The organism is Streptomyces sp. BI87, assembly GCF_025957665.1.
In the GTDB taxonomy this organism is placed as follows: domain Bacteria; phylum Actinomycetota; class Actinomycetes; order Streptomycetales; family Streptomycetaceae; genus Streptomyces; species Streptomyces albidoflavus.
This window is the reverse complement of the sequence record NZ_CP110079.1, coordinates 6,525,309-6,548,651: the sequence shown is the minus strand read 5'-3', so window position 1 is coordinate 6,548,651 and position 23,343 is coordinate 6,525,309. Positions and strand designations below refer to the sequence as shown.

At 74.7% G+C, this 23,343-nt stretch carries 1 protein-coding gene; it reads right to left on the bottom strand.

Features of this window, described 5'->3' with window-relative positions:
* Positions 1–20: 20 nt before the first annotated feature.
* Entirely contained in the window at positions 21–23,336 is a 23,316-nt protein-coding gene (locus tag OIM89_RS29215) for a type I polyketide synthase (protein WP_264491742.1), read from the bottom strand.
* Between the last annotated feature and the right edge of the window lie 7 nt (positions 23,337–23,343).

The window sequence follows — 23,343 nt, the reverse complement described above, 5'->3', positions numbered from 1 at the left end:
TGTAGTGGATCAAGCTCGTCTCAGCGGTCGCCCAGGCGGCCGAGCTCGTTGTCGATGAAGGCGAACACCTCGTCGGTGCTGGCCGACTCGAAGTTGTCGTCGAGGGAGGAACCGGCCTGCTCGGGGGCCTTGCCGCGCACCTGGTCGAGCATCTGGCCCAGCCGCAGGGCGAGGCCCGCGCGGGTGATCTCGTCCGGGTCCCCGGCCGACAGCAGCGTCTCGAAGCGGTCGAGTTCGGCGAGGAGCGACGGTCCCTGCGGGACGGCGTCGTCACCGGCCAGCTCGGCGACGAAGTGTTCGGCGAGCGAGGTGGGGGTCGGGTAGTCGAAGACCAGCGTGGCGGGCAGCCGCAGCCCGGTCGCGGTCGCCAGGTGGTTACGGAGTTCCAGCGCCGTCAGCGAGTCGACGCCCAGCTCGCGGAACTCCTGGCTGACGTCGACGGACTTCGGTGAGGCGTGGCCGAGGACCCGGGCGGCCTGTTCGCGGACCAGGTCGGTGACGTACCGGACGCGCTCGGCGCCACCGAGCCCGGCGAGCTTGGCGCCGAGCGCGGCGGAGGCGCCGGCCGCGTCCGTGGAGGCGGCGGTACGGCGGCCGCTGCGGACCATGGAGCGGAACAGCGGGGGCAGGTCCTCCGGCGCCGCGCCGCGCATCGCTCCCGCGGCGAGACCGACCAGGACGAGGAAGGACTCGTCCGAGCCACGGGCGATGTCGAACAGTTCCAGGCCCTGGTCGACGGCGAGCGGCGGGAGGCCACCGGACTGCATACGGCGCATGTCCGTGTCGGACAGGGTGCTGGTCATGCCGCCGTCGTGGGCCCAGGGGCCCCAGGCCAGCGAGGTGCCGGCCAGGCCGAGGTGGCGCCGGTGCCGGGTGAGGGCGTCCAGGAAGGAGTTGGCCGCGGCGTAGTTGCCCTGGCCGGGACTGCCCATGACGCCCGCGACGGAGGAGAAGGGCAGGAAGGCGGCGAGGTCGAGGTCCCGGGTCAGCTCGTGCAGGTGCCAGGCGGCGTCCACCTTGGGCCGCAGGACGGAGGCGAGGCGTTCGGGCGTGAGGGAGGCGATCACCCCGTCGTCGAGGATGCCCGCGGTGTGCACGACGGCGGTGAGGGGGTGTGCGGCCGGGACCGCGTCGAGGAGCGCGGCCGTCGCCTCGCGGTCGGCGGTGTCGCAGGCGGCGACGGTGACCTCGGCGCCCAGTTCCTCCAGCTCGGCGGCGAGTTCGGCGGCGCCGGGGGCGTCGGCGCCGCGTCGGCTGGTCAGCAGCAGGTGGCGCATGCCGGCCCGGGCGAAGCGGCGGGCGAGGTGGCCGCCGAGTGCGCCGGTGCCGCCGGTGACGAGGACGGTGCCCTCGGGGTTCCAGCGGGGCGGCATGGTCAGCACGATCTTGCCGGTGTGCTTGGCCTGGCTCATGAAGCGGAACGCCTCGCGGGCCCGGCGGACGTCCCAGGTGCGCACCGGGAGCGGCCGCAGCGCGCCCTCGGCGAAGAGGTCGAGGAGTTCGCCGAGGAGGGCCTTGTTCCGCTCCGGTCCGGCCTCGCCGAGGTCGAAGGCCTGGTAGCGGACCTCGCCCGTGGAGTGCGGGTCGCGGATGTCGGTCTTGCCCATCTCCAGGAACCGGCCACCGGGAGCCGTGATCCGCAACGACGCGTCCACGAACTCGCCCGCCAGCGCGTTCAGGACCACATCCATCCCAGCGCCGCCCGTGACCTCGCGGAACTTCTCCTCGAAGCCCAGGTCACGGGAGGACGCGAGGTGAGCGTCGTCCAGGCCCAGCCCTCGCAGCGTCTCCCACTTGGGCTCACTCGCCGTGGCGAAGACCTCGGCGCCCATGTGCCGTGCCAGCTGGATCGCCGCCATACCGACACCGCCCGCACCGGCGTGGATCAGCACCCGCTCCCCCGCCCGGACCGAGGCCAGGTCACGGAAGGCGTACAGGGCGGTGAGGAAGACCAGCGGCACCGAGGCCGCGTCCTGCATGGTCCAGCCTTCGGGGACCTGGGTGACGTAGTGCTGGTCGGCGACGACGACGGGGCCGAATCCGCCGGGCACGGTGCCGAGGACGCGGTCGCCGGGGGCGAGGCCGGTGACGGCCTCGCCGACGGCGGTGACCACGCCGGCGGCCTCGGTGCCCATGGGGCCCGACTCGCCCGGGTACATGCCGAGCGCGTTCAGCACGTCGCGGAAGTTGAGACCGGCCGCCTCGACGTCGATGCGGACCTCGTGGGCGCCGAGTGGCTGGAGGACCTCCGGGCACGCGGCGAGGACCAGGTTGTCCAGGCTGCCCTTGCCGGTGGTGTCCAGGCGCCACGGGGTGCCGGTGAGGGCGAGGAGGCCGGGTGCCGTGGTGAGCCGTTCGAGCCGGCCGACCAGCGCGGTGCCCTCGCGGACGGCGAACTGGGCGTCGCCGCTGCCCAGCAGACCCGGCAGGTCGGGCAGGAGCGCGCGCAGGGTGTCCGGGGCGTCCGCTCCGTCGAGGTCCAGCAGGACGAAGCGGTCCGGGTTCTCGGACTGGGCGGAGCGCACCAGGCCCCAGGCGGCACCGGCCGCGAGGTCGCGGACGGTCTCGGTGTCGTGGGCGGCGACCGCTCCCGTGGTGACGAAGACCAGGCGGGAGTGGGCGAGCCGGTCGGCTGCCTGCCACTGCTGGAGCAGGTCGAGCGTCCGCGTGGTCAGCGTGTGGACGGCGGCGGGCACGTCGGCGCCGTGGGCGTACGGGTCCTCGGCGCCGGCCGTGTCACAGGCCCCGGCGAGCGGGACGAGGACGAAGTCGGGTGCTGCGGACGGGTCGGCGTCGGGGCCGGTCAGGTCGGTGAGGGAGGCCAGGGTGGTGCCCACGCCGAACACGTCGTCGCCGAGGGTCGCCGCGGTCAGGCCCTCGGTGGGCTTGACCGCGGGTGCGGCCGTCCAGTCCAGGCGGAAGACCGGCTCCTGGCCGCCGGTGGCGACCGGGGCGCTGGGCACGGTGGGGGCGCGCAGGACCAGGGACTCTGCGCAGAGCACCGGGACGCCCTCGGCGTCGACGGCGGTCAGCCGGACCGACTCGTCCCCGAGCCGGGTGATCCGCACCCGCAGCGTGGTGGCGCCCCTGGCGTGCAGGGAGACGCCGTTCCAGGCGAAGGGCAGCAGCGGGTTGTCCTCGCTGCCGACCCCGAGGTAGCCGTTGGCGTGCTGGACGGCGTCAAGGAGCGCGGGGTGCATGCCGAAGTACTGGGCGTCCCCGGCGACCTCCTCGGGGAGGGCGACCTCCACGAAGGCCTCCTCACCGCGGAGCCACACCTGGCGCAGGCCCTGGAAGGACGGCCCGTACCCGGTACGGCTGTAGTCGCCGTCGAACTCCACGGAGACCGCGTCGGCCGGGGGCCAGACGGGTGCTTCGAAGGAGTCGGTGCGCTCCTCCACGGCCAGGAACCCGTCGGCGTGCCGCGTCCACGGCGCGTCCACGGCGTCGGAGGGCCGCGAGTAGAAGGTGATCGACCTGGAGCCGGTGTCGTCGGGAGCGCCGACGGCGACCTGGACGGAGACCGGGTGCTTCTCGTCGAGGACCATCGGCGCGGCGAGGACGAGTTCCTCGACGCGGGCGCAGCCGACCTGGTCGGCGGCGCGGATGGCCATCTCCAGGTAGCCGGTGCCCGGCATGATGACGGTGCCGCCGACGCGGTGGTCGAGCAGCCAGGGGTGGACCTGCATCGAGATCTGGCTGGTGAACAGGACGCCCTCGGAGCCGGCGAGCGGGACGGCCGCGCCGAGCAGGGGGTGTTCGGCGGAGATGAGGCCGGCCGTGCTGATGTCGCCGGTGAGGGCGGCCGGGCGCGGCCAGTACCGCTCGCGCTGGAAGGCGTAGGTGGGCAGCTCGGTGCGGCGGGCGCCGGTGCCGGTGAACCAGGCGGACCAGTCCACCCGGACACCGCTGACGTGGAGCCCGGCGACCGCGCCGAGCAGCGCGGTCTCCTCGTCGCGGTCCTTGCGCAGGGCCGGGAGGACGACCGCCTCGTCCCGGTCGTCGGCTTCGAGGACGCTCTGAGCCAGGGCGGTGAGGACGCCGCCGGGGCCGATCTCCAGGAAGGCGTTGGCACCGGCGCCGGTGAGGGCGCGGACGCCGTCGGCGAAGCGGACGGTGGCACGGACGTGCTCGACCCAGTACGCGGCCCGGGTGAGCTGTCCGGGTTCGGCGAGGGCGCCGGTGACGTCGGAGACCACCGGGATACGCGGCTCGGCGTACTCCAGGCTCTCCGCCACCTGCCGGAACGCGTCGAGCATCGGCTCCATCAGCGGGGAGTGGAAGGCGTGGCTGACCGGCAGGCGCTGGGTCTTGCGGCCTTCGGCCGCGAACGCCTCCGCGAGGGCGAGGGCTTCGTCCTCGGCGCCGGCGATCACCACGGAGTCGGGGCCGTTCACGGCCGCCAGGGACAGGCCGTCGGTGACCCGGGGCACCACCTCGGCCTCGGTCGCCCGCACGGCCACCATCGCCCCGCCGGAGGGGAGTTCCTGCATCAGACGGGCGCGGGCGGCGACCAGCGTGCACGCGTCCTCCAGCGAGAAGACTCCCGCCACGTGGGCCGCCGCGATCTCGCCGACCGAGTGGCCCGCGACGTGGCCGGGACGCACGCCCCACGACTCGACGAGGCGGTACAGGGCGACCTCGACGGCGAACAGCGCGGGCTGCGTGTACCCGGTCGTGTCCAGGAGAGCCGCCGTCTCGGAGCCCTCCTCCGCGAACAGCACCTCCCGCAGTGAGGGGGTCAGGCCGGTGTCCAGCCGGGCGAGGACGGCGTCCAGCGCCTCGGCGAAGACCGGGAAACGGTCGTACAGTTCGCGGCCCGTGCCGGCACGTTGCGATCCCTGGCCGGAGAAGAGCAGGGCGAGCGAGCGCACCGCGGCCCGGCCTCGGGCGGCCTCCCACGGCGTCGTGCCGGGGCGGGCGAGGAGCACGGCGCGGTGGTCGAAGCGGGCGCGGCCGGTGGCCAGGGAGTGGCCGACGTCGAGCGGGGCCGCGCCGTCGAGCGCGGTGACGGCCGCGATCTGCGCGTCGAGGGCCTCCTCGGACTTGGCCGACACCGGCCACGGCACCACGGTGGGCGTGGGCCCCGGCAGGACGGCCGCACCGGGTTCGGCGGGCTCCGGGGCCGGGGCCTGCTCGATGATGGTGTGCGCGTTGGTGCCGCTGATGCCGAAGGACGAGATGCCCGCCCGCCAGGGCCGGCCGGTGTCGGGCCAGGCCGACTCCTCCGTGAGCAGCCGTATCGCCCCGGCCTCCCAGTCGACGTGGGTCGAGGGCCGGTCGACGTGGAGCGTGCGCGGCAGGACGCCGTGGCGCATCGCCATGACGGTCTTGATGATGCCGGCGACGCCGGCGGCGGCCTGGGTGTGGCCGATGTTCGACTTGATGGAGCCGAGCAGCAGCGGCCGGTCCGCGGGCCGGTCCTGCCCGTACGTCGCCAGCAGCGCCTGCGCCTCGATCGGGTCGCCCAGCGGGGTGCCCGTGCCGTGGCCCTCGACCGCGTCGATGTCGGACGGGGTCAGTCCGCCGCCGGCCAGCGCCTGGCGGATGACGCGCTGCTGGGACGGGCCGTTGGGCGCGGTGAGGCCGTTGGAGGCGCCGTCCTGGTTGATGGCCGAGCCGCGGACGACGGCCAGTACCTCGTGACCGTTGCGGCGGGCGTCGGAGAGCCGCTCGACGACGATCAGGCCGACCCCCTCCGACCAGCCGGTGCCGTCCGCCGCGTCCGCGTACGCCTTGCAGCGGCCGTCGACGGCCAGGCCGTTCTGGAGGGTGAAGCCGGAGAAGGCGGACGGGGTGCTCATCATGGTGATGCCGCCCGCCACGGCGAGGTCGCACTCCCCCGCGCGCAGCGCCTGCATCGCCCAGTGGAGGGCGACCAGTGAGGAGGAGCAGGCGGTGTCGACGGTGACCGCCGGGCCTTCCAGGCCGAACGTGTAGGCCAGTCGGCCCGAGACGACGCTCGCGGCGAGGCCGGTGCCGGCGTGGCCCTCCAGGTCCTCGCGGGAGTTCATGACGAGCGTGGAGTAGTCCTGGCCGTTGGTGCCGACGAAGACACCGGTACGGCTGCCGCGCAGTGTGTCGGCGTCGATGCCGGACCGTTCGAACGCCTCCCAGGTGGTCTCCAGGAGCAGGCGCTGCTGCGGGTCCATCGCCAGCGCCTCACGCGGGGAGATACCGAAGAAGCCCGCGTCGAAGTCGGCTGCTCCGGAGAGGAATCCGCCGCGCAGGGTGGCGCTGCGGCCCCGGCCGTCGGCGCCGCCTGTCGTCAGGGTGGCGAGGTCCCAGCCTCGGTCCTCGGGGAATGCCTCGATGCCGTCGCGGCCCTCGCTGACCATGGCCCACAGGTCCTGCGGGGAGCGGACCCCGCCGGGCAGGCGGCAGGCCATGCCGACTATGACGACCGGGTCCTCGGCCAGTGCCGCCGGGGTGGCCCGGCCGGAGGCGGGGGTGTCCTGCTCGCCCAGCAGTTCGGCGACGAGGTGTTCGGCGAGTGCCTGGGCGGTCGGGTAGTCGTAGACGGTGGTGGCGGGCAGGCGCAGGCCGGTCGCGAGGGCGATCCGGTTGGGCAGCTCGATGGCGGTGAGCGAGTCGAAGCCCAGGTCGCGGAAGTTACGGTCGGCGGCGACGGACTCCGGTCCCGGGTGGCCGAGGACGGCTGCCGCGTGGGTGCGCACCAGCTCCGTGACGCTGTCGGTGCGCTCCTCCGCGGGGAGGCCGCGCAGCCGCTCGGCGAGCCCGGAGGCTGCCGTCCGGGCACGGTCGCGGGTGGTCTCGGCGTCGGCGAGAGCCTGCCGGGCCTCGGGCAGGTCGCGCAGGAGCGCGTTGCCGCGCATGCCGATCAGGCTGTCCAGGACCTGCGGCTGGCGCGGGTCGAACAGGACGGGTGCGGCCTCGGGCCGGGTCACGGCCTGCCGCAGTGCGGCCAGCGCCAGATCCGGGTGGACCGCCGGGTGCCCGGCTCCCGCCCTCGGGACGGCGGGGGCGTCGTCCCCTCCGGCCTCGTCGGCGTCCCCGATCCAGGCTCCCCAGGCCATCGAGGTGGCGGGCAGCCCCTCGCCCCGGCGGCTCCGGGCGAGGGCGTCGAGTACGGCGGTGGCGGCGGCGAGGTTGGCCCGGCCCGCCGTGCCGACGGTGCCGGCGACGGAGGAGCAGAGGGCGAAGACGTCGAGGTCGAGGCCGCGGGTCAGCTCGTCCAGGTGGAGGGCGGGCGCGGTCCGCGCGTGGTGCAGAGCGGCGAACCGTTCCGGGGTCAGGTCGTCGAGGACTCCGTCGTCGACGACTCCGGCGGCGTGCACGACGGCGGAGAGCGGGGTGTCGGCGGGAATGCCGTCGAGGACGGCCGCGAGGGCGTCCCGGTCGGCGGCGTCGCAGGCGACGAGGGTGACGCGGGCACCGGCCGCCTCCAGTTCGGCGCGGAGCGCGCCGGCGCCGGGGGCGTCGGGACCGCGGCGGCCGAGGAGCACCAGGTGTGCGGCGCCGGCTCCGGCGAGCCAGCGCGCGACGTGGGCGCCGCGTCCGCCGGTACCGCCGGTGACGAGGACGGTTCCGCGGGGCTGCCAGCCGTCGCCGGGCTCCGCGGCCGGTGCCGGGACGAGCCGGCGTGCGAAGGCGGCGGAGGAGCGGACGGCCACCTGGTCCTCGCCGTCGTGTCCGGCGAGGACGGCGGCGAAGCGGCGGGCGGCGCGTTCGTCCCACGCGGAGGGCAGGTCGACGAGCCCGCCCCACACGGCGGGGTGTTCGAGGGCGGCGACCCGGCCCAGGCCCCAGACGGCGGCCTGGGCGGGGGCGGTGACGGCCTCGGAACCGGCCACCGCGACGGCTCCTCGGGTCAGACACCACAGGGGGGCGTCGACCTCGGCGTCGAGCAGGGCCTGGAACAGGACGGCGGTCGGGGCGCCGGGGACTCCCGACGGGTCGCCGGAGACGGCTGCCTCCGGCGTGTCGGCGAGGGCCAGCAGGGAGACCACACCGGCGAGGGCGGCGCCGTCGGCCGCGAGGGCGCGCAGGCGGTCGGCGAGCGCGTGGCGCTCGACGGTGTCCACGGTGAGGCGGACGACGTCGGTGCCGACGGTGTCGAGGACGGCGGAGATCCAGGGGTCCTCGCCGTACGCGGCGGGCACGACGGCCAGCCAGGTTCCGGCCGGGGCGGGCGCAGCGGCCGGCAGCGACAACGGCTTCCACGTCTCGTGGTGGCGGTTGGAGTCGACCATGGCCTGGTCCCGGCGCCGGCGCCGCCAGGTGGAGAGGGCCGGAAGTACCGCGCCGAGCGCCTCGGTGTCCACGGCCAGGTCGCTGGCGAGACGGGTCAGGTCCTCGCCCTCGACGGCGGTCCAGAAGGCGCCGTCGAGCGGGTCGGAGGAGCCGCCGCCCGTACCGGGGCGCCGGGTGTCGGGCCAGTGGCGGACCCGCTGGAAGGGGTAGGTGGGCAGGTCGACGCGGCGGGCGCCGGTGCCCTCGAAGCAGGCGGCCCAGTCGACGGGGACGCCGGTGACGTGGAGCGTGGCGAGCGCGGTGAGCAGGGCGGGCTCCTCGGCCCGGTCCTTGCGCAGTGCCGGCGCGGTCACGGCCGCGGAGTCGGTGCCGAGGGTCTGCCGGGCGAGGGCGGTGAGGACGCCGCCGGGACCGGCCTCCAGGTAGGCGTCGGCTCCGGCGTCGGCGAGGGCGCGGACGCCGTCGGCGAAGCGGACGGTCTCGCGGACGTGCCGCACCCAGTACTCGGGGTCGGTGAGCTGACCGGGCTCCGCGAGGGCGCCGGTGACGTCGGAGACGACGGGGATACGCGGTTCGGCGTACGCCAGGGAGCGGGCGACCTCGCGGAACGCGTCGAGCATCGGCTCCGTGAGCGCGGAGTGGAAGGCGTGACTGACCGGCAGGCGCTGGGTCTTGCGTTCCTCGGCCACGAACTCGGCTGCCAGCGCGGTCACTTCGTTCTCCGGGCCGGACACGACCACGGAGTCCGGGCCGTTCACCGCCGCCAGGGAGAGTCCCTCGGTCAGCCGTGGGGCGGCCTCCGCCTCGGTGGCCTGCACGGCCACCATGGCGCCGCCGGCGGGGAGTTCCTGCATCAGGCGGGCGCGGGCGACGACCAGCCGGCAGGCGTCCTCCAGCGAGAAGACCCCCGCCACGTGCGCGGCGGCGATCTCGCCGACGGAGTGACCGGCCACGTACTCCGGCGACACGCCCTGCGACTCCAGCAGGCGGTGCAGGGCCACCTCCACGGCGAAGAGCGCGGGCTGGGTGTAGCCGGTGGTGTCCAGGAGAGCCGCCGTCTCGGAGCCTTCCTCCGCGAACAGCACCTCGCGCAGCGGACGGTCCAGCCCCGGGTCGAGCAGGGCGGTGATCTCGTCGAGCGCCTTCGCGAACACCGGGTAACGGTCGTACAGTTCACGGCCCATCCCGGCCCGCTGGGAGCCCTGGCCCGGGAACAGCACCGCGAGCCTGCGCTCGCCGGCCCGGCCCCGTGCCACCTCCACCGGCTCGTCCCCCGCACCGGTCCCCGCCAGCAGGACCGCCCGGTACTCGAAGGAGGCGCGGCCGGTGGCCAGGGAGTGACCGATGTCGAGCGGGGTGGCGCCGGTGACGGTGGTGATCCGGGCGAGCTGCGCGTCGAGCGCCTCCGGGGACTTCGCGGAGACCGGCCAGGGGACGGCCGCCGGAGCCGGGGCGGACGGGGTGGCCGGCGCGGCCTCCACGATCTCCGGGGCCTGCTCGATGATGGTGTGCGCGTTGGTGCCGCTGATGCCGAAGGAGGAGACGGCGGCGCGGCGGGGGCGGCCGGTCTCGGGCCACTCCGTGGTCTCGGTCAGCAGGCGGACGTCGCCCTCGGTCCAGTCCACGTGCGTGGAGGGCCGGTCGATGTGGAGCGACCGGGGCAGGACGCCGTGCCGGATCGCCATGACGGTCTTGATCACACCCGCGACGCCGGCGGCGGCCTGGGTGTGGCCGATGTTCGACTTGATGGAGCCGAGCAGCAGCGGCCGGTCGCTGGGCCGGTCCTGCCCGTACGTCGCCAGCAGCGCCTGCGCCTCGATCGGGTCACCCAGGGTGGTGCCCGTCCCGTGCGCCTCCACGGCGTCGACCTCGTCGGTCGAGAGTCCGGCGCTCGCGAGGGCCTGACGGATGACCCGCTGCTGCGAGGGTCCGTTGGGCGCGGTCAGCCCGTTGGAGGCGCCGTCCTGGTTGACGGCGGAGCCGCGCAGTACCGCGAGGACCGGGTGGCCGTTGCGGCGGGCGTCGGACAGGCGCTCGACGACGAGCATGCCCACGCCCTCGGACCAGCCGGTCCCGTCCGCCGCGTCCGCGAACGCCTTGCAGCGGCCGTCGGCGGCCAGGCCGCCCTGCCGGGTGAAGCCGGCGTACCCCATGGCGGTGGACATGACGGTGACGCCGCCGGCGAGCGCCAGGTCGGCTTCGCCGGAGCGCAGCGCGTGCGCGGCCCAGTGGAGGGCGACGAGCGAGGAGGAGCAGGCGGTGTCGATGGTGACCGCCGGGCCCTCCAGGCCGAAGGTGTAGGACAGCCGGCCGGAGATGACGCTGGTGGCGAGGCCGGTGGGGGCGTGGCCCTCGGCGTCCTGACGGGAGTTCATGACCAGGGTGGTGTAGTCCTGGCCACTGGTGCCGACGAAGACACCGGTACGGCTGCCGCGTACCTCGGCGGGGGTGATGCCGGCCCGCTCGAACGCCTCCCAGGTGGTCTCCAGGAGCAGGCGCTGCTGGGGGTCCATCGCCAGCGCCTCGCGCGGGGAGATGCCGAAGAAGCCGGCGTCGAAGTCGGCGACGTCGTAGAGGAATCCGCCTTCCGAGGTGGCACTGCGGCCGTGGCCGCCCTCGCCGCCGCGCTGGAGGGTGTCGAGGTCCCAGCCCCGGTCGGTCGGGAAGGCGGAGATGCCCTCCTGGCCGTCGAGGACGAGCTGCCACAGCTCCTCGGGGGAGCTGACGCCGCCGGGCATCCGGCAGGCCATGCCGACGATGACGACGGGGTCCTCGGCGAGGGCCGCGGCGACGGGCGTCGGGGCGGTGGCGCCGGTGGCGCGCTGCTCGTCGAGCAGGGCGGCGATCAGGTGCTCCGCCAGCACGCCGGGCGTCGGGTGGTCGAAGACGAGGGTGGCGGGCAGCCGCAGGCCGGTGGCGCCGGTGAGGCGGTTGCGCAGTTCGACGGCGGTGAGGGAGTCGAAGCCCAGGTCGTGGAAGTCGCGTTCGGCGTCGATGGCCTGGGCGGAGGAGTGGCCGAGGACCGAGGCGGCCTCGGCCCGGATCAGGTTCACGGCGAAGCGGAGCCGCTCGTCCTCACGCAGGTCGAGGAGGCGCCGGGTGAGCTCGTCGGCGGTACCCGCGCCGCCGACGGCGGTCGCGGCGGCACGCCGGGTGCCGCGGACCAGGTTGCGCAGCAGCGGCGGCACCTCCCCGGGCATCCGGGTGGAGCCCGAGGCACCGAGGGGCACGAGGTGCGGCTCGTCGGAGACGACCGCGGCGTCGAGGAGGGCGAGCCCCTGCTCGACGGTGAGGGCGGGGGCCGCCGACGCCGACATGCGCCGCGCGCCCGCGTCCGTGAGGGTGCCGGTCATGCCGCTGGTCTGTTCCCAGGCACCCCAGGCCAGGGAGAGCCCGGCCAGCCCCTCGGCCCGGCGGTACTGCGCCAGCGCGTCCATGAACACGTTGGCAGCGGCATAGTTTGCCTGCCCCGCACTGCCCATCACACCCGACACCGACGAGAACATCACGAACGCCGCCAGACCCATGTCCCGCGTCAACTCGTGCAGATGCCACGCAGCGTCCACCTTCGGACGCAACACCCCCGACAACCGCTCCGGCGACAACCCCGTCACCACACCGTCGTCCAGCACACCCGCCGTATGCACCACAGCCGTCAACGGATGCCCCACCGGCACCGAACCCAACAGCCCCGCCACCGCACCACGGTCCGCCACGTCACAGGCCACCACGTCCACCTGGGCACCCAGCCCGGCCAGCTCCTCACGGAAGGCGTCCACACCCTCCGCCGCCGGACCACGCCGCGACACCAGCAACAGACGCCGCACCCCACGCACCGACACCAGATGACGCGCCACCTCACGCCCCAGACCACCCGTCCCACCAGTGACCAGGACAGTCCCCTCGGGGTCCCAGCGCGGCGGCATCGTCAACACGATCTTGCCCACATGCTTCGCCCGACTCATGAAACGGAACGCCTCACGCGCCCGCCGCACATCCCACGTACGCACCGGCAACGGGCGCAACGCCCCCTCCGCGAACAGGCCCAGGAGTTCGCTCAGCATCTCGCCGGTCCGGTCCGGCCCCGCCTCGCCCAGATCGAAAGCGCGGTACCGCACGTCACCGACCGCGTGCGGGTCGCGGATGTCGGTCTTGCCCATCTCCAGGAACCGGCCACCGGGAGCCGTGACCCGCAACGACGCGTCCACGAACTCCCCCGCCAGCGCGTTCAGGACCACATCCATCCCAGCGCCACCGGTCACCTCACGGAACTTCTCCTCGAAGCCCAGATCACGCGAGGACGCGATATGAGCGTCGTCCAGCCCCAGCCCCCGCAACGTCTCCCACTTGGGCTCACTCGCCGTCGCGAACACCTCGGCCCCTATGTGCCGCGCGAGCTGGATCGCCGCCATCCCCACACCACCCGCACCGGCGTGGATCAGCACCCGCTCCCCCGCCGACAGGCCGGCGAGTTCGGTGAGCGCGTAGTAGGCGGTGAGGAAGACCAGGGGCACCGAGGCGGCGTCCTCGTCGCTCCACTCCCCGGGTACGCGGGTGAGGAAGCGCTCGTCGATCAGGGTCTCCGTGGCGAGGCCGCCGGGGACCATGCCCATGACGCGGTCGCCCACGGAGAGCCCGGTGACCTCGGGGCCCATGGCGGTGACGAACCCGGCCGCTTCCGCGCCGAGCAGCCCGGCCTCGCCGGGGTACATGCCGAGCGCGTTCAGCACGTCACGGAAGTTCAGGCCCGCAGCTCGTACCTCGACCCGGACCTGGCGCTCCTGAGGCTCCGACCGCTCCTCGGGGCAGGGGCGCAGGGTGAGCGCGTCCAGGCTGCCGCGCGAGCGGGAGTCCAGGCGCCAGGGGCCGTCGGTGGGCGGCAGGAGGGACGGGGCGGTCACGGCCCGGTCGAGGCGGCCGACCAGGACGGCGCCCTCGCGGACGACGAACTGGGCGTCGCCGCCCGAAAGCGGGCCGAGGAGTTGCGGCAGAGCGGTCTCGACGGGGGTGGCGCGGTCCAGGTCGAGGAGGGCGAACCGGGTGGGGTTCTCCGACTGGGCGGCGCGGACGAGGCCCCAGACGGCGGCGGCGGGGAGGTCGTCGACCCGCTCGCCGGGGCGGGTGGAGACCGCGCCCCGGGTGACGAAGACGAGGCGGGCGTCGGCGAACCGTTCGTCGGCCAGCCACTCCTGCGCCAAGGCGAGGGCCTGCGCGGCGCGCTCGTGGGTGGCGGCGGGCACGTCGGCGCCCCCGGCCGGCGCGGGGACCTCGACCAGGACGAGGTCCTCCTCGCCGGTCAGCGGGGCGAGGGTGGCAGCGGCCCCGTCGGTGCCGAGGGCACCGACGGTCGTGTGACGGGCGGCGGGGGCGTCGCCGGTCTCGGGGGCGGCGGTCCACTCCAGGCGGAGCAGCGAGTCGAGTTCGGTGCGGCGCGCGGCCGGGGCGTGGTCCCCGGCGGGGACGCGCAGCACCAGCGACTCGGCGGAGAGCACCGGGGCGCCCTCGACGTCCACGGCGGCGATGGAGACGGAGTCCTCGCCGGTCCGGGCGACGCGGAAGCGGACCACGGAGGCGCCGCCGGCGTGCAGGGAGACTCCGGCCCACAGGAACGGGAGCAGCTGGTGCTCGTCGTCGAGCCCGGCGAAGCCGACGGACTGGACGGCGGCGTCGAGCAGCGCGGGGTGCATCCCGTAGTACTCGGCGTCGTCGGCCTGCGGGGGCAGGGCCGCCTCGACGAACGCCTCGTCGCCGCGCTTCCAGACGGCGCGGATGGTGCGGAAGACCGGGCCGTACTCGGTGCGGTCGTAGAAGTCCTCCAGGCCGACGGCGACCGCGCCCTTGGGGGGCCAGGTCTCGGCATCGGCGGGGAGGGTGACGGCACCGGTGGTCAGGACGCCGCTCGCGTGCTGGGTCCAGAGGGCGTCCGGGGTGTCGGCGGACCGGGAGTACAGGCTGACCGTGCGGGCGCCGCTCTCGTCGGGGGCGCCGGCCCAGACCTGGACGACCACGGCGGTGTCCGCGGGCAGCAGCAGCGGGGTGGCGAGGGTGAACTCCTCGACGCGGTCGCAGCCGACCTCGTCGGCGGCGCGTACGGCCAGTTCCAGGAAGCCGGTGGCGGGGAAGAGCACCATGCCGCCGCCGACGGTGTGGTCGGCGAGCCAGGGGTGCGTGGTGAGGGAGAGGCGTCCGGTGAAGAGGACGCCTTCGGAGGCGGCGAGGCCGGTGGCGGCGCCCAGCAGCGGGTGCGCGGCCGGACTCAGACCGGCGCCGGTGACGTCCCCGCCGTGTGCGGAGGGGCGCGGCCAGTACCGCTCGTGCTGGAAGGCGTAGGTGGGCAGGTCGACGCGGCGGGCGCCGGTGCCCTCGAAGCAGGCGGCCCAGTCGACGGGGACGCCGGTGACGTGGAGCGTGGCGAGCGCGGTGAGCAGGGCGGGCTCCTCGGCCCGGTCCTTGCGCAGCGCCGGCGCGGTCACGCTGTCGCTCGCGGTGCCGGCGGCGTCGAGGGTCTGCTGGGCGAGGGCGGTGAGGACGCCGCCGGGGCCGATCTCCAGATAGGCGTTGGCGCCGGCCTGGTCGAGGGCGTGGACGGCGTCGGCGAAGCGGACGGTGGAGCGGACGTGCTCGACCCAGTACGCGGGCGTGCTGAGCTGCCCGGGCTCGGCGAGGGTGCCGGTCACGTCGGAGACGACGGGGATGCGCGGTTCGCCGTACCCCAGGCCCTTGGCGACATCGTGGAAGGCGTCGAGCATCGGCTCCATGAGCACCGAGTGGAAGGCATGGCTGACCGCCAGGCGCTGGACCTTGCGTCCTTCGGCGGTGAACTCCGACGCCAGGGCGTCGATCTCGTGGTCCGGACCGGCGATCACCACGGACTCCGGGCCGTTGACCGCGGCCAGGGACAGGCCCTCGGTCAGCCGCCCGGCGGTCTCGGTCTCGGTCGCCTGGACGGCCACCATGGCGCCGCCGGCGGGCAGTTCCTGCATCAGGCGGGCGCGGGCGGCGACCAGCGTGCACGCGTCCTCCAGGGAGAGGACGCCCGCGACGTGGGCGGCGACGATCTCCCCGACGGAGTGGCCCGCGACGAACTCGGGGACGACCCCGAAGGACTCGACCAGGCGGTAGAGGGCGACCTCCACGGCGAAGAGCGCGGGCTGGGTGTAGCCGGTGGTGTCCAGGAGGGCGGCTTCGTCGGAGCCTTCCTCCGCGAAGAGCACCTCGCGCAGCGGACGGTCCAGCCTCGGGTCGAGCAGGGCCAGGACTTCGTCCAGCGCCTTCGCGAACACCGGGAAACGGCCGTACAGTTCACGCCCCATTCCGGCGCGCTGCGAGCCCTGGCCGGAGAACAGCACCGCGAGCCTGCGCTCCAGGGCACGGCCCCGCGCCACCTCCACCGGCTCGTCCTCGCCGTCGGCGCCCGCCAGCAGGACCACCCGGTGGTCGAAGGAGGCGCGGCCGGTGGCCAGGGAGTGCCCGATGTCCAGGGGTGCGGCGTCGACTGCGGTGATCCGGGCGAGCTGGCCGGACAGTGCTTCCCCGGTACGGGCGGAGACGGGCCACGGGACGACCCGCGCGACGGCTTCGGGCTCCGTCAGGGGCTCGGGGGACTCCGTGTCGGCGGTCTCCGGCTCCGGCTGTTCGAGGATCACGTGGGCGTTGGTGCCGCTGAGGCCGAAGGAGGAGACTCCGGCGCGCCAGGGGCGCCCGGTCTCGGGCCAGCCGGTCGTCTCGGTGAGGAGCCGGACCGCTCCGGCCTCCCAGTCGACGTGGGTGGAGGGCTGGTCGATGTGGAGGGACCGCGGCAGGGCGCCGTGGCGCATGGCGAGCACCATCTTGATCACACCCGCGACGCCGGCGGCGGCCTGGGTGTGGCCGATGTTCGACTTGATGGAGCCGAGCAGCAGCGGCCGGTCCGCGGGCCGGTCCTGCCCGTACGTCGCCAGCAGCGCCTGCGCCTCGATCGGGTCACCCAGCGGGGTGCCCGTCCCGTGCGCCTCCACCGCGTCGACCTCGTCGGCGGTGAGCCCGGCCGTCGCCAGCGCCTGACGGATGACCCGCTGCTGCGAGGGTCCGTTGGGCGCGGTCAGCCCGTTGGAGGCGCCGTCCTGGTTGACGGCCGAGCCGCGCACGACGGCGAGGATGTCGTGACCGTTGCGGCGGGCGTCGGACAGGCGCTCCAGGACGAGCATGCCCACGCCCTCGGACCAGCCGGTCCCGTCGGCGGCGTCGGCGAACGCCTTGCACAGGCCGTCCCCGGCGAGGCCGCCCTGACGGGTGAACCCGAAGAAGTTCATGGGCGTCGACAGCACGGTCACCCCGCCCGCGAGGGCGAGAGAGCTCTCCCCGCTCCGCAGGGACTGGGCGGCGAGATGGAGCGCGACGAGGGAGGAGGAGCAGGCGGTGTCGACGGTGAGGGCGGGGCCTTCCAGTCCGAGCGCGTAGGAGACGCGACCGGAGATGACACTGGTGGCCAGGCCCGTACTGGCGTGCCCCTCGACGTCCTCGCGGGAGGTCATGACGAGGTTGGCGTAGTCCTGGCCGGTGGTGCCGACGAAGATGCCGGTGGCGCTGGAGCGCAGGCCGGTCGGGTCGATGCCGGACCGCTCCAGGGCCTCCCAGGAGGTCTCCAGCAGCAGGCGCTGCTGCGGGTCCATCGCCATCGCCTCACGCGGGGAGATCCCGAAGAACCCCGCGTCGAAACCGCCCACGTCGTGCAGGAAGCCGCCGCGCCGCGTGGCGCTGACGCCGCGGTTGTCGCCACCGCCGCCGAAGAGGGCGTCCAGGTCCCAGCCGCGGTCGGTGGGGAAGCCGGTGATGCGGTCCTCGCCGTCGGCGAGCATCCGCCACAGGTCCTCGGGAGTCTCGATGCCGCCGGGCATCCGGCAGGCCATGCCGACGATGACGACCGGGTCGTCGGCGACATCGGCGGCCACCGTCGGCATGCCGGCCTCGCCCTGTTCGTCGAGGAGTTCGGCGACCAGGTGTTCGGCGAGGCCTTGGGGGGTGGGGTAGTCGAAGACGAGGGTGGCGGTGAGGCGCAGGCCGGTGACGGTGGTCAGGCGGTTGCGCAGTTCGACGGCGGTGAGGGAGTCGAAGCCCAGCTCGCGGAACTCGCGCCCGGGTTCCACGGCCCGCCCCGAGGCGTGGCCCAGTACGGTGGCGGCCTCGGTACGGACCAGTTCGACGGCGTGGCGGACCCGGTCCTCGGCGGGAAGCGCCAGGAGGCGGCGGGCGAGGTCGGCCGCGGTGCTCGCGCCGCCGGCGGCCGTGGCGGCGGCGCGACGCGTGCCGCGAACGAGGTTGCGCAGCAGCGGCGGGACCAGGCCGAGGACGCGTTGGTCGCCCGACGGGGCGCCGATCGGCACGACCAGGGGCTCGTCGGAGCCGGTGGCGGCGTCGAGGAGGGCGAGCCCCTGCTCGACGGTGAGCGGGGCGGCCCCCGAGGCGGTGACGCGCTGCATGTCGGCCTCGGTGAGGGTGCCGGTCATGCCGCTGGTCTGTTCCCAGGCACCCCAGGCCAGGGAGAGCCCGGCCAGCCCCTCGGCCCGGCGGTACTGCGCCAGCGCGTCCATGAACACGTTGGCAGCGGCATAGTTTGCCTGCCCCGCACTGCCCATCACACCCGACACCGACGAGAACATCACGAACGCCGCCAGACCCATGTCCCGCGTCAACTCGTGCAGATGCCACGCAGCGTCCACCTTCGGACGCAACACCCCCGACAACCGCTCCGGCGACAACCCCGTCACCACACCGTCGTCCAGCACACCCGCCGTATGCACCACAGCCGTCAACGGATGCCCCACCGGCACCGAACCCAACAGCCCCGCCACCGCACCACGGTCCGCCACATCACAGGCCACCACGTCCACCTGGGCACCCAGCCCGGCCAACTCCTCACGGAAGGCGTCCACACCCTCCGCCGCCGGACCACGCCGCGACACCAGCAACAGACGCCGCACCCCACGCGCCGACACCAGATGACGCGCCACCTCACGCCCCAGACCACCCGTCCCACCAGTGACCAGCACGGTGCCCTCGGGGTCCCAGCGCGGCGGCATCGTCAACACGATCTTGCCCACATGCTTCGCCCGACTCATGAAGCGGAACGCCTCACGCGCCCGCCGCACATCCCACGTACGCACCGGCAACGGGCGCAACGCCCCCTCCGCGAACAGGCCCAGGAGTTCGCTCAGCATCTCGCCGATACGCTCGGGGGCTGCTTCGCCGAGGTCGAAGGCCCGGTAGCGGACCTCCCCCGTGGTCTGTGGGTCGCGGATGTCGGTCTTGCCCATCTCCAGGAACCGGCCACCGGGAGCCGTGACCCGCAACGACGCGTCCACGAACTCCCCCGCCAGCGCGTTCAGGACCACATCCATCCCAGCGCCACCGGTCACCTCACGGAACTTCTCCTCGAAGCCCAGATCACGCGAGGACGCGATATGAGCGTCGTCCAGCCCCAGCCCCCGCAACGTCTCCCACTTGGGCTCACTCGCCGTCGCGAACACCTCGGCGCCCATGTGCCGCGCGAGCTGGATCGCCGCCATCCCCACACCACCCGCACCGGCGTGGATCAGCACCCGCTCCCCCGCCTGGACCGAGGCCAGGTCACGGAAGGCGTACAGGGCGGTGAGGAAGACCAGCGGCACCGAGGCAGCGTCCTCGTCGCTCCACTCCTCTGGCACGCGGGTCACGTACCGCTCGTCGACGAGGACGGTGTCGGCGAGGCCGCCGGGGATCATGCCGGTCACGCGGTCGCCGACGGCGATCCCGGTGGCGTCCGGGCCCACTGCCGTGACGAGGCCGACCGCCTCCGAGCCGAGCAGTCCGGCCTCGCCGGGGTACATGCCGAGCGCGTTCAGCACGTCACGGAAGTTCAGGCCCGCGGCCCGCACCTCGACCCGGACGGCGCGGCCCTCCGGCTCGTCCAGTGCCTCGGGTGCGGGGACGAGGGAGAGGCCGTCGATGCTGCCGGGGACGGTGGTGTCCAGGCGCCATGGCAGCCCCGGGACCGGCAGCAGGCTCGCGCCGGTGGCCAGCCGGGCCAGCCGGGCCACCAGGACGGCCTCGTCGCGTACGGCGAACTGCGTGTCGCCGGCCGCCAGCAGGGGAGGTAGCTGCGCCAGGAGTTCGTCGGAGGGCGCGGCGGTGCCCGCGTCGAGGTCGAGGAGGGCGAAGCGGCCGGGGTTCTCGGCCTCGGCGCTGCGGACGAGTCCGTGCACCGCGGCGGCGGCGAGATCGCTCACGCCGGTGTCGGACCCGGTGGCGACGGCGCCCCGGGTGACGAACACGAGACGTCCGGCGGCGGAGGTGGCCGGATCCAGCCACTCCTGGATCAGTGCCAGGGCGCGCGTGGTGGCCGCGTGGACGGCCGTGGGGGTGTCGTCCTCGACGCCCTCCAACGGGGCCAGGACCAGGTCGGGGGCGGGCGTGACGGCGGCGGCGTCGGCGAGGGAGGCCACCGGGCCGGGCCAGGCCCGGTCGGCACCGAGGGTGACGGCGCGCGCGGGGGCGGCGCCGCCCTCGGGCGCGGCCACCCACTCCAGGCGCAGGAGCCCGTCCTGCTCACTGCTGTGCAGGGTGGGGGCCCGAAGCGCCGAAGGGGCGCGCAGGATGAGGGAGTCGGCGGAGAGCACCGGGGCGCCTTCGACGTCCACGGCGGCGATGGACACGGTGTCCTCGCCGACCCGGGCGACCCGCACTCGCACCACGGAGGCGCCGCCCGCGTGCAGCGAAACGCCGGACCAGGAGAACGGTACGAGCTTTTTGCCGTCGCCGAGGCCGGCGAAGCCGACGGACTGGACGGCCGCGTCGAGCAGCGCCGGATGCATCCCGTAGTACTCGGCGTCGTCCACCTGGGGCGGCAGCGCGACCTCGACGAAGGCCTCGTCGTCGCGGGTCCAGACGGCGCGCAGGCCCTGGAAGACCGGGCCGTACTCGGTGCGCGCGTAGAAGCCCTCGAGGTCGGCGGCGACGGCGCCGCGGGGCGGCCAGACGGCGGAGTCGAAGCCGGTGACGCGCTCGCCACGGGTCAGCAGCCCGGAGGCGTGCTCGGTCCAGCGCTGCTCGGGGTCGTCGACGGCCTGGGAGTAGACGGTGACGCGGCGGGCGCCGTCGGCGTCGGCCGCGCCGACGTGGACCTGGACGACGGCCGCGGAGTTCTCGGTGAGGATGAGGGGCTTGGCGAGGGTGAGGTCCTCGACGCGGTCGCAGCCGACCTGGTCACCGGCGCGGACGGCGAGTTCGAGGAAGCCGGTGCCGGGGAAGGCCACCATCCCGCCGACCGTGTGGTCCAGCAGCCACGGGTGGGTCTGCACGGAGAGGCGTCCGGTGAAGAGGACCCCGTCGCTGCCTGCCAGCGACACGGCGGCGCCGAGCAGCGGGTGTTCGGCGGAGACCAGGCCCGCGGCGCTGACGTCTCCGGCGGCGGCCATCAGCACGGGCCAGTAGCGCTCGTGCTGCCAGCGGTAGGTGGGCAGCTCGGTGCGGCGGGCGCCGGTGCCCTCGAAGCAGGCGGCCCAGTCGACGTCGACACCGGCGACGTGGAGCCGGGCCAGCGCGGTGAGCAGGGCGCGCTCCTCGGCGCGGTCCTTGCGCAGGACGGGGACGGCGACGACGTCGGGCCCGTCCAGGCACTGCTGGGCGAGGGCGGTGAGGATGCCGTCGGGGCCCAGTTCGACGAAGGTGTCGGCGCCGGCGCCGGCCAGGGCGCGGACGCCGTCGGCGAAGCGGACCGTGGAGCGGACGTGGTCCACCCAGTACTCGGGGTCGCACAGCAGGCGGTCGTCGGCGAAGGCGCCGGTGACGTTGGAGACGACCGGCAGGACCGGCTCGTGGTAGGTGAGGCTCTCGGCGACGCGGCGGAACTCCGCGAGCATCGGCTCCATCAGCGGCGAGTGGAAGGCGTGGCTGACTGCCAGGCGCTGCGTCTTGCGGCCCTCGGCGGCGAACTCGGCGGCCAGCGCGAGGACCTGGGCCTCGTCGCCCGCCAGGGTGACGGAGTCGGGGCCGTTGACGGCGGCCAGGGCGACGCCCTCGGTCAGGCGCGGGGCGGCCTCGGCCTCGGTGGCCTGGACGGCGACCATGGCGCCGCCCGCGGGCAGTTCCTGCATGAGGCGAGCGCGGGCGGCGACCAGCGTGCAGGCGTCCTCCAGCGAGAGCACACCGGCGACGTGGGCGGCGGCGATCTCGCCGATGGAGTGGCCGGCCACGAAGTCCGGGACCACGCCCCAGGACTCGACGAGGCGGTGCAGGGCGACCTCGACGGCGAAGAGCGCGGGCTGGGTGTAGCCGGTGGTGTCCAGGAGGGCCGCCTCGGGGGTGCGGCGCCGGGCGAACATCACCTCCCGCAGCGGACGGTCCAGTCGCGGATCGAACAGGGCGGTGATCTCGTCCAGTGCCTTCGCGAAGACCGGGAAGCGGGCGTACAGTTCGCGGCCCATCTCGGCGCGCTGGGCGCCCTGGCCGGAGAACAGGACGGCGAGGGAGCGTTCGGTGGCGCGGCCGCGGGCCACCTCGGCGGGGACGCCGTCGAGGCCGGAGAGCAGGACGGCGCGGTGCTCGAAGAGGGAGCGCCCGGTGGCCAGGGAGTGGCCGATGTCCAGGGGCGTGGCCTCGGTGAGAGCGGTGACGGCCTCGATCTGCGCGTCCAGGGACGCCTCGGAGCGGGCGTGGACGGGCCACGGCACGACGGTCGGGACGGTCTCGGGCTCTGCCGGGGACTCCGGTTCGGCGGCGGGTCCGGCCTGCTCGATGACGACGTGGGCGTTGGTGCCGCTGATGCCGAAGGAGGAGACGCCGGCGCGGCGAGGGCGGCCGGTCTCGGGCCATTCGACGTCCTCGGAGAGCAGCCGGACGGCCCCGGAGTCCCAGTCGACGTGGCGCGAGGGGTGGTCGGCGTGGAGGGAGCGCGGGACGACGCCGTGCCGCATCGCCATGATCATCTTGATGACCCCGGCGACTCCCGCGGCGGCCTGCGCGTGGCCGATGTTCGACTTGACGGAGCCGAGCAGCAACGGCCGGTCCTCGGGGCGGCCCTGGCCGTAGGTGGCGAGCAGGGCCTGCGCCTCGATGGGGTCGCCGAGGGGCGTTCCCGTCCCGTGGCCCTCGACCGCGTCGACGTCGGCGGCGGTGAGTCCGGCGGCGGCCAGCGCCTGCTGGATGACGCGCTGCTGGGAGGGGCCGTTGGGGGCGGTGAAGCCGTTGGAGGCGCCGTCCTGGTTGACGGCCGAGCCGCGCAGCACGGCGAGGACCGGGTGACCGTTGCGGCGGGCGTCGGAGAGCCGCTCCAGGAGGAGGACACCGACCCCCTCCGACCAGCCGGTGCCGTCGGCCTCGTCGGCGAACGCCTTGCAGCGGCCGTCACCGGCCAGGCCGCCGGCGCGGCTGAACTCCATCAGCGAGCCGGGGGCGGACATGACGTTGACGCCGCCGGCGAGGGCGAGGCCGCACTCCCCCGCGCGCAGGGCGTGGGCGGCGGCGTGGAGGGCGACGAGGGAGGAGGAGCAGGCGGTGTCGACGGTGACCGCCGGGCCCTCCAGGCCCAGGGTGTAGGAGAGGCGGCCGGAGGTGGCGCTGGCGGCGATGCCGGTGCCGATGTCGCCGGTCGCGTCGGCGAGGGAGCGCACCAGGAGGTACGCGTAGTCCTGGCCGTTGGTGCCGACGAAGACGCCGGTGCGGCTGCCGCGCAGGCTGCGCGGGTCGATGCCCGCCCGCTCGACGGCCTCCCAGGAGGTCTCCAGCAGCAGCCGCTGCTGGGGGTCCATGGAGACGGCTTCGCGCGGGGAGACGCCGAAGAAGGAGGCGTCGAAGTCGGCGACCCCGTCGAGGAAGCCGCCCTGCTGGCTGACGGAATGGCCACGGGCGTCGACCCCGGCGTCCCGCAGCGCGTCCAGGTCCCAGCCCCGGTCGGTGGGGAAGCCGCCGACGGCGTCGGTGCCGGAGGCGACGAGGTGCCACAGGTCCTCGGGGGAGGTGACTCCCCCGGGGTAACGGCAGCTCATCGCGACGACGGCGACAGGCTCCGAGGCGGCGGCCGCGAGGTCGCGGTTCTGCCGGCGCAGGCGTTCGGTCTCCTTGAGCGAGGCCCGGAGAGCTTCGACAACTTTTTCGCTGGGCGTGGTCATGATGGCT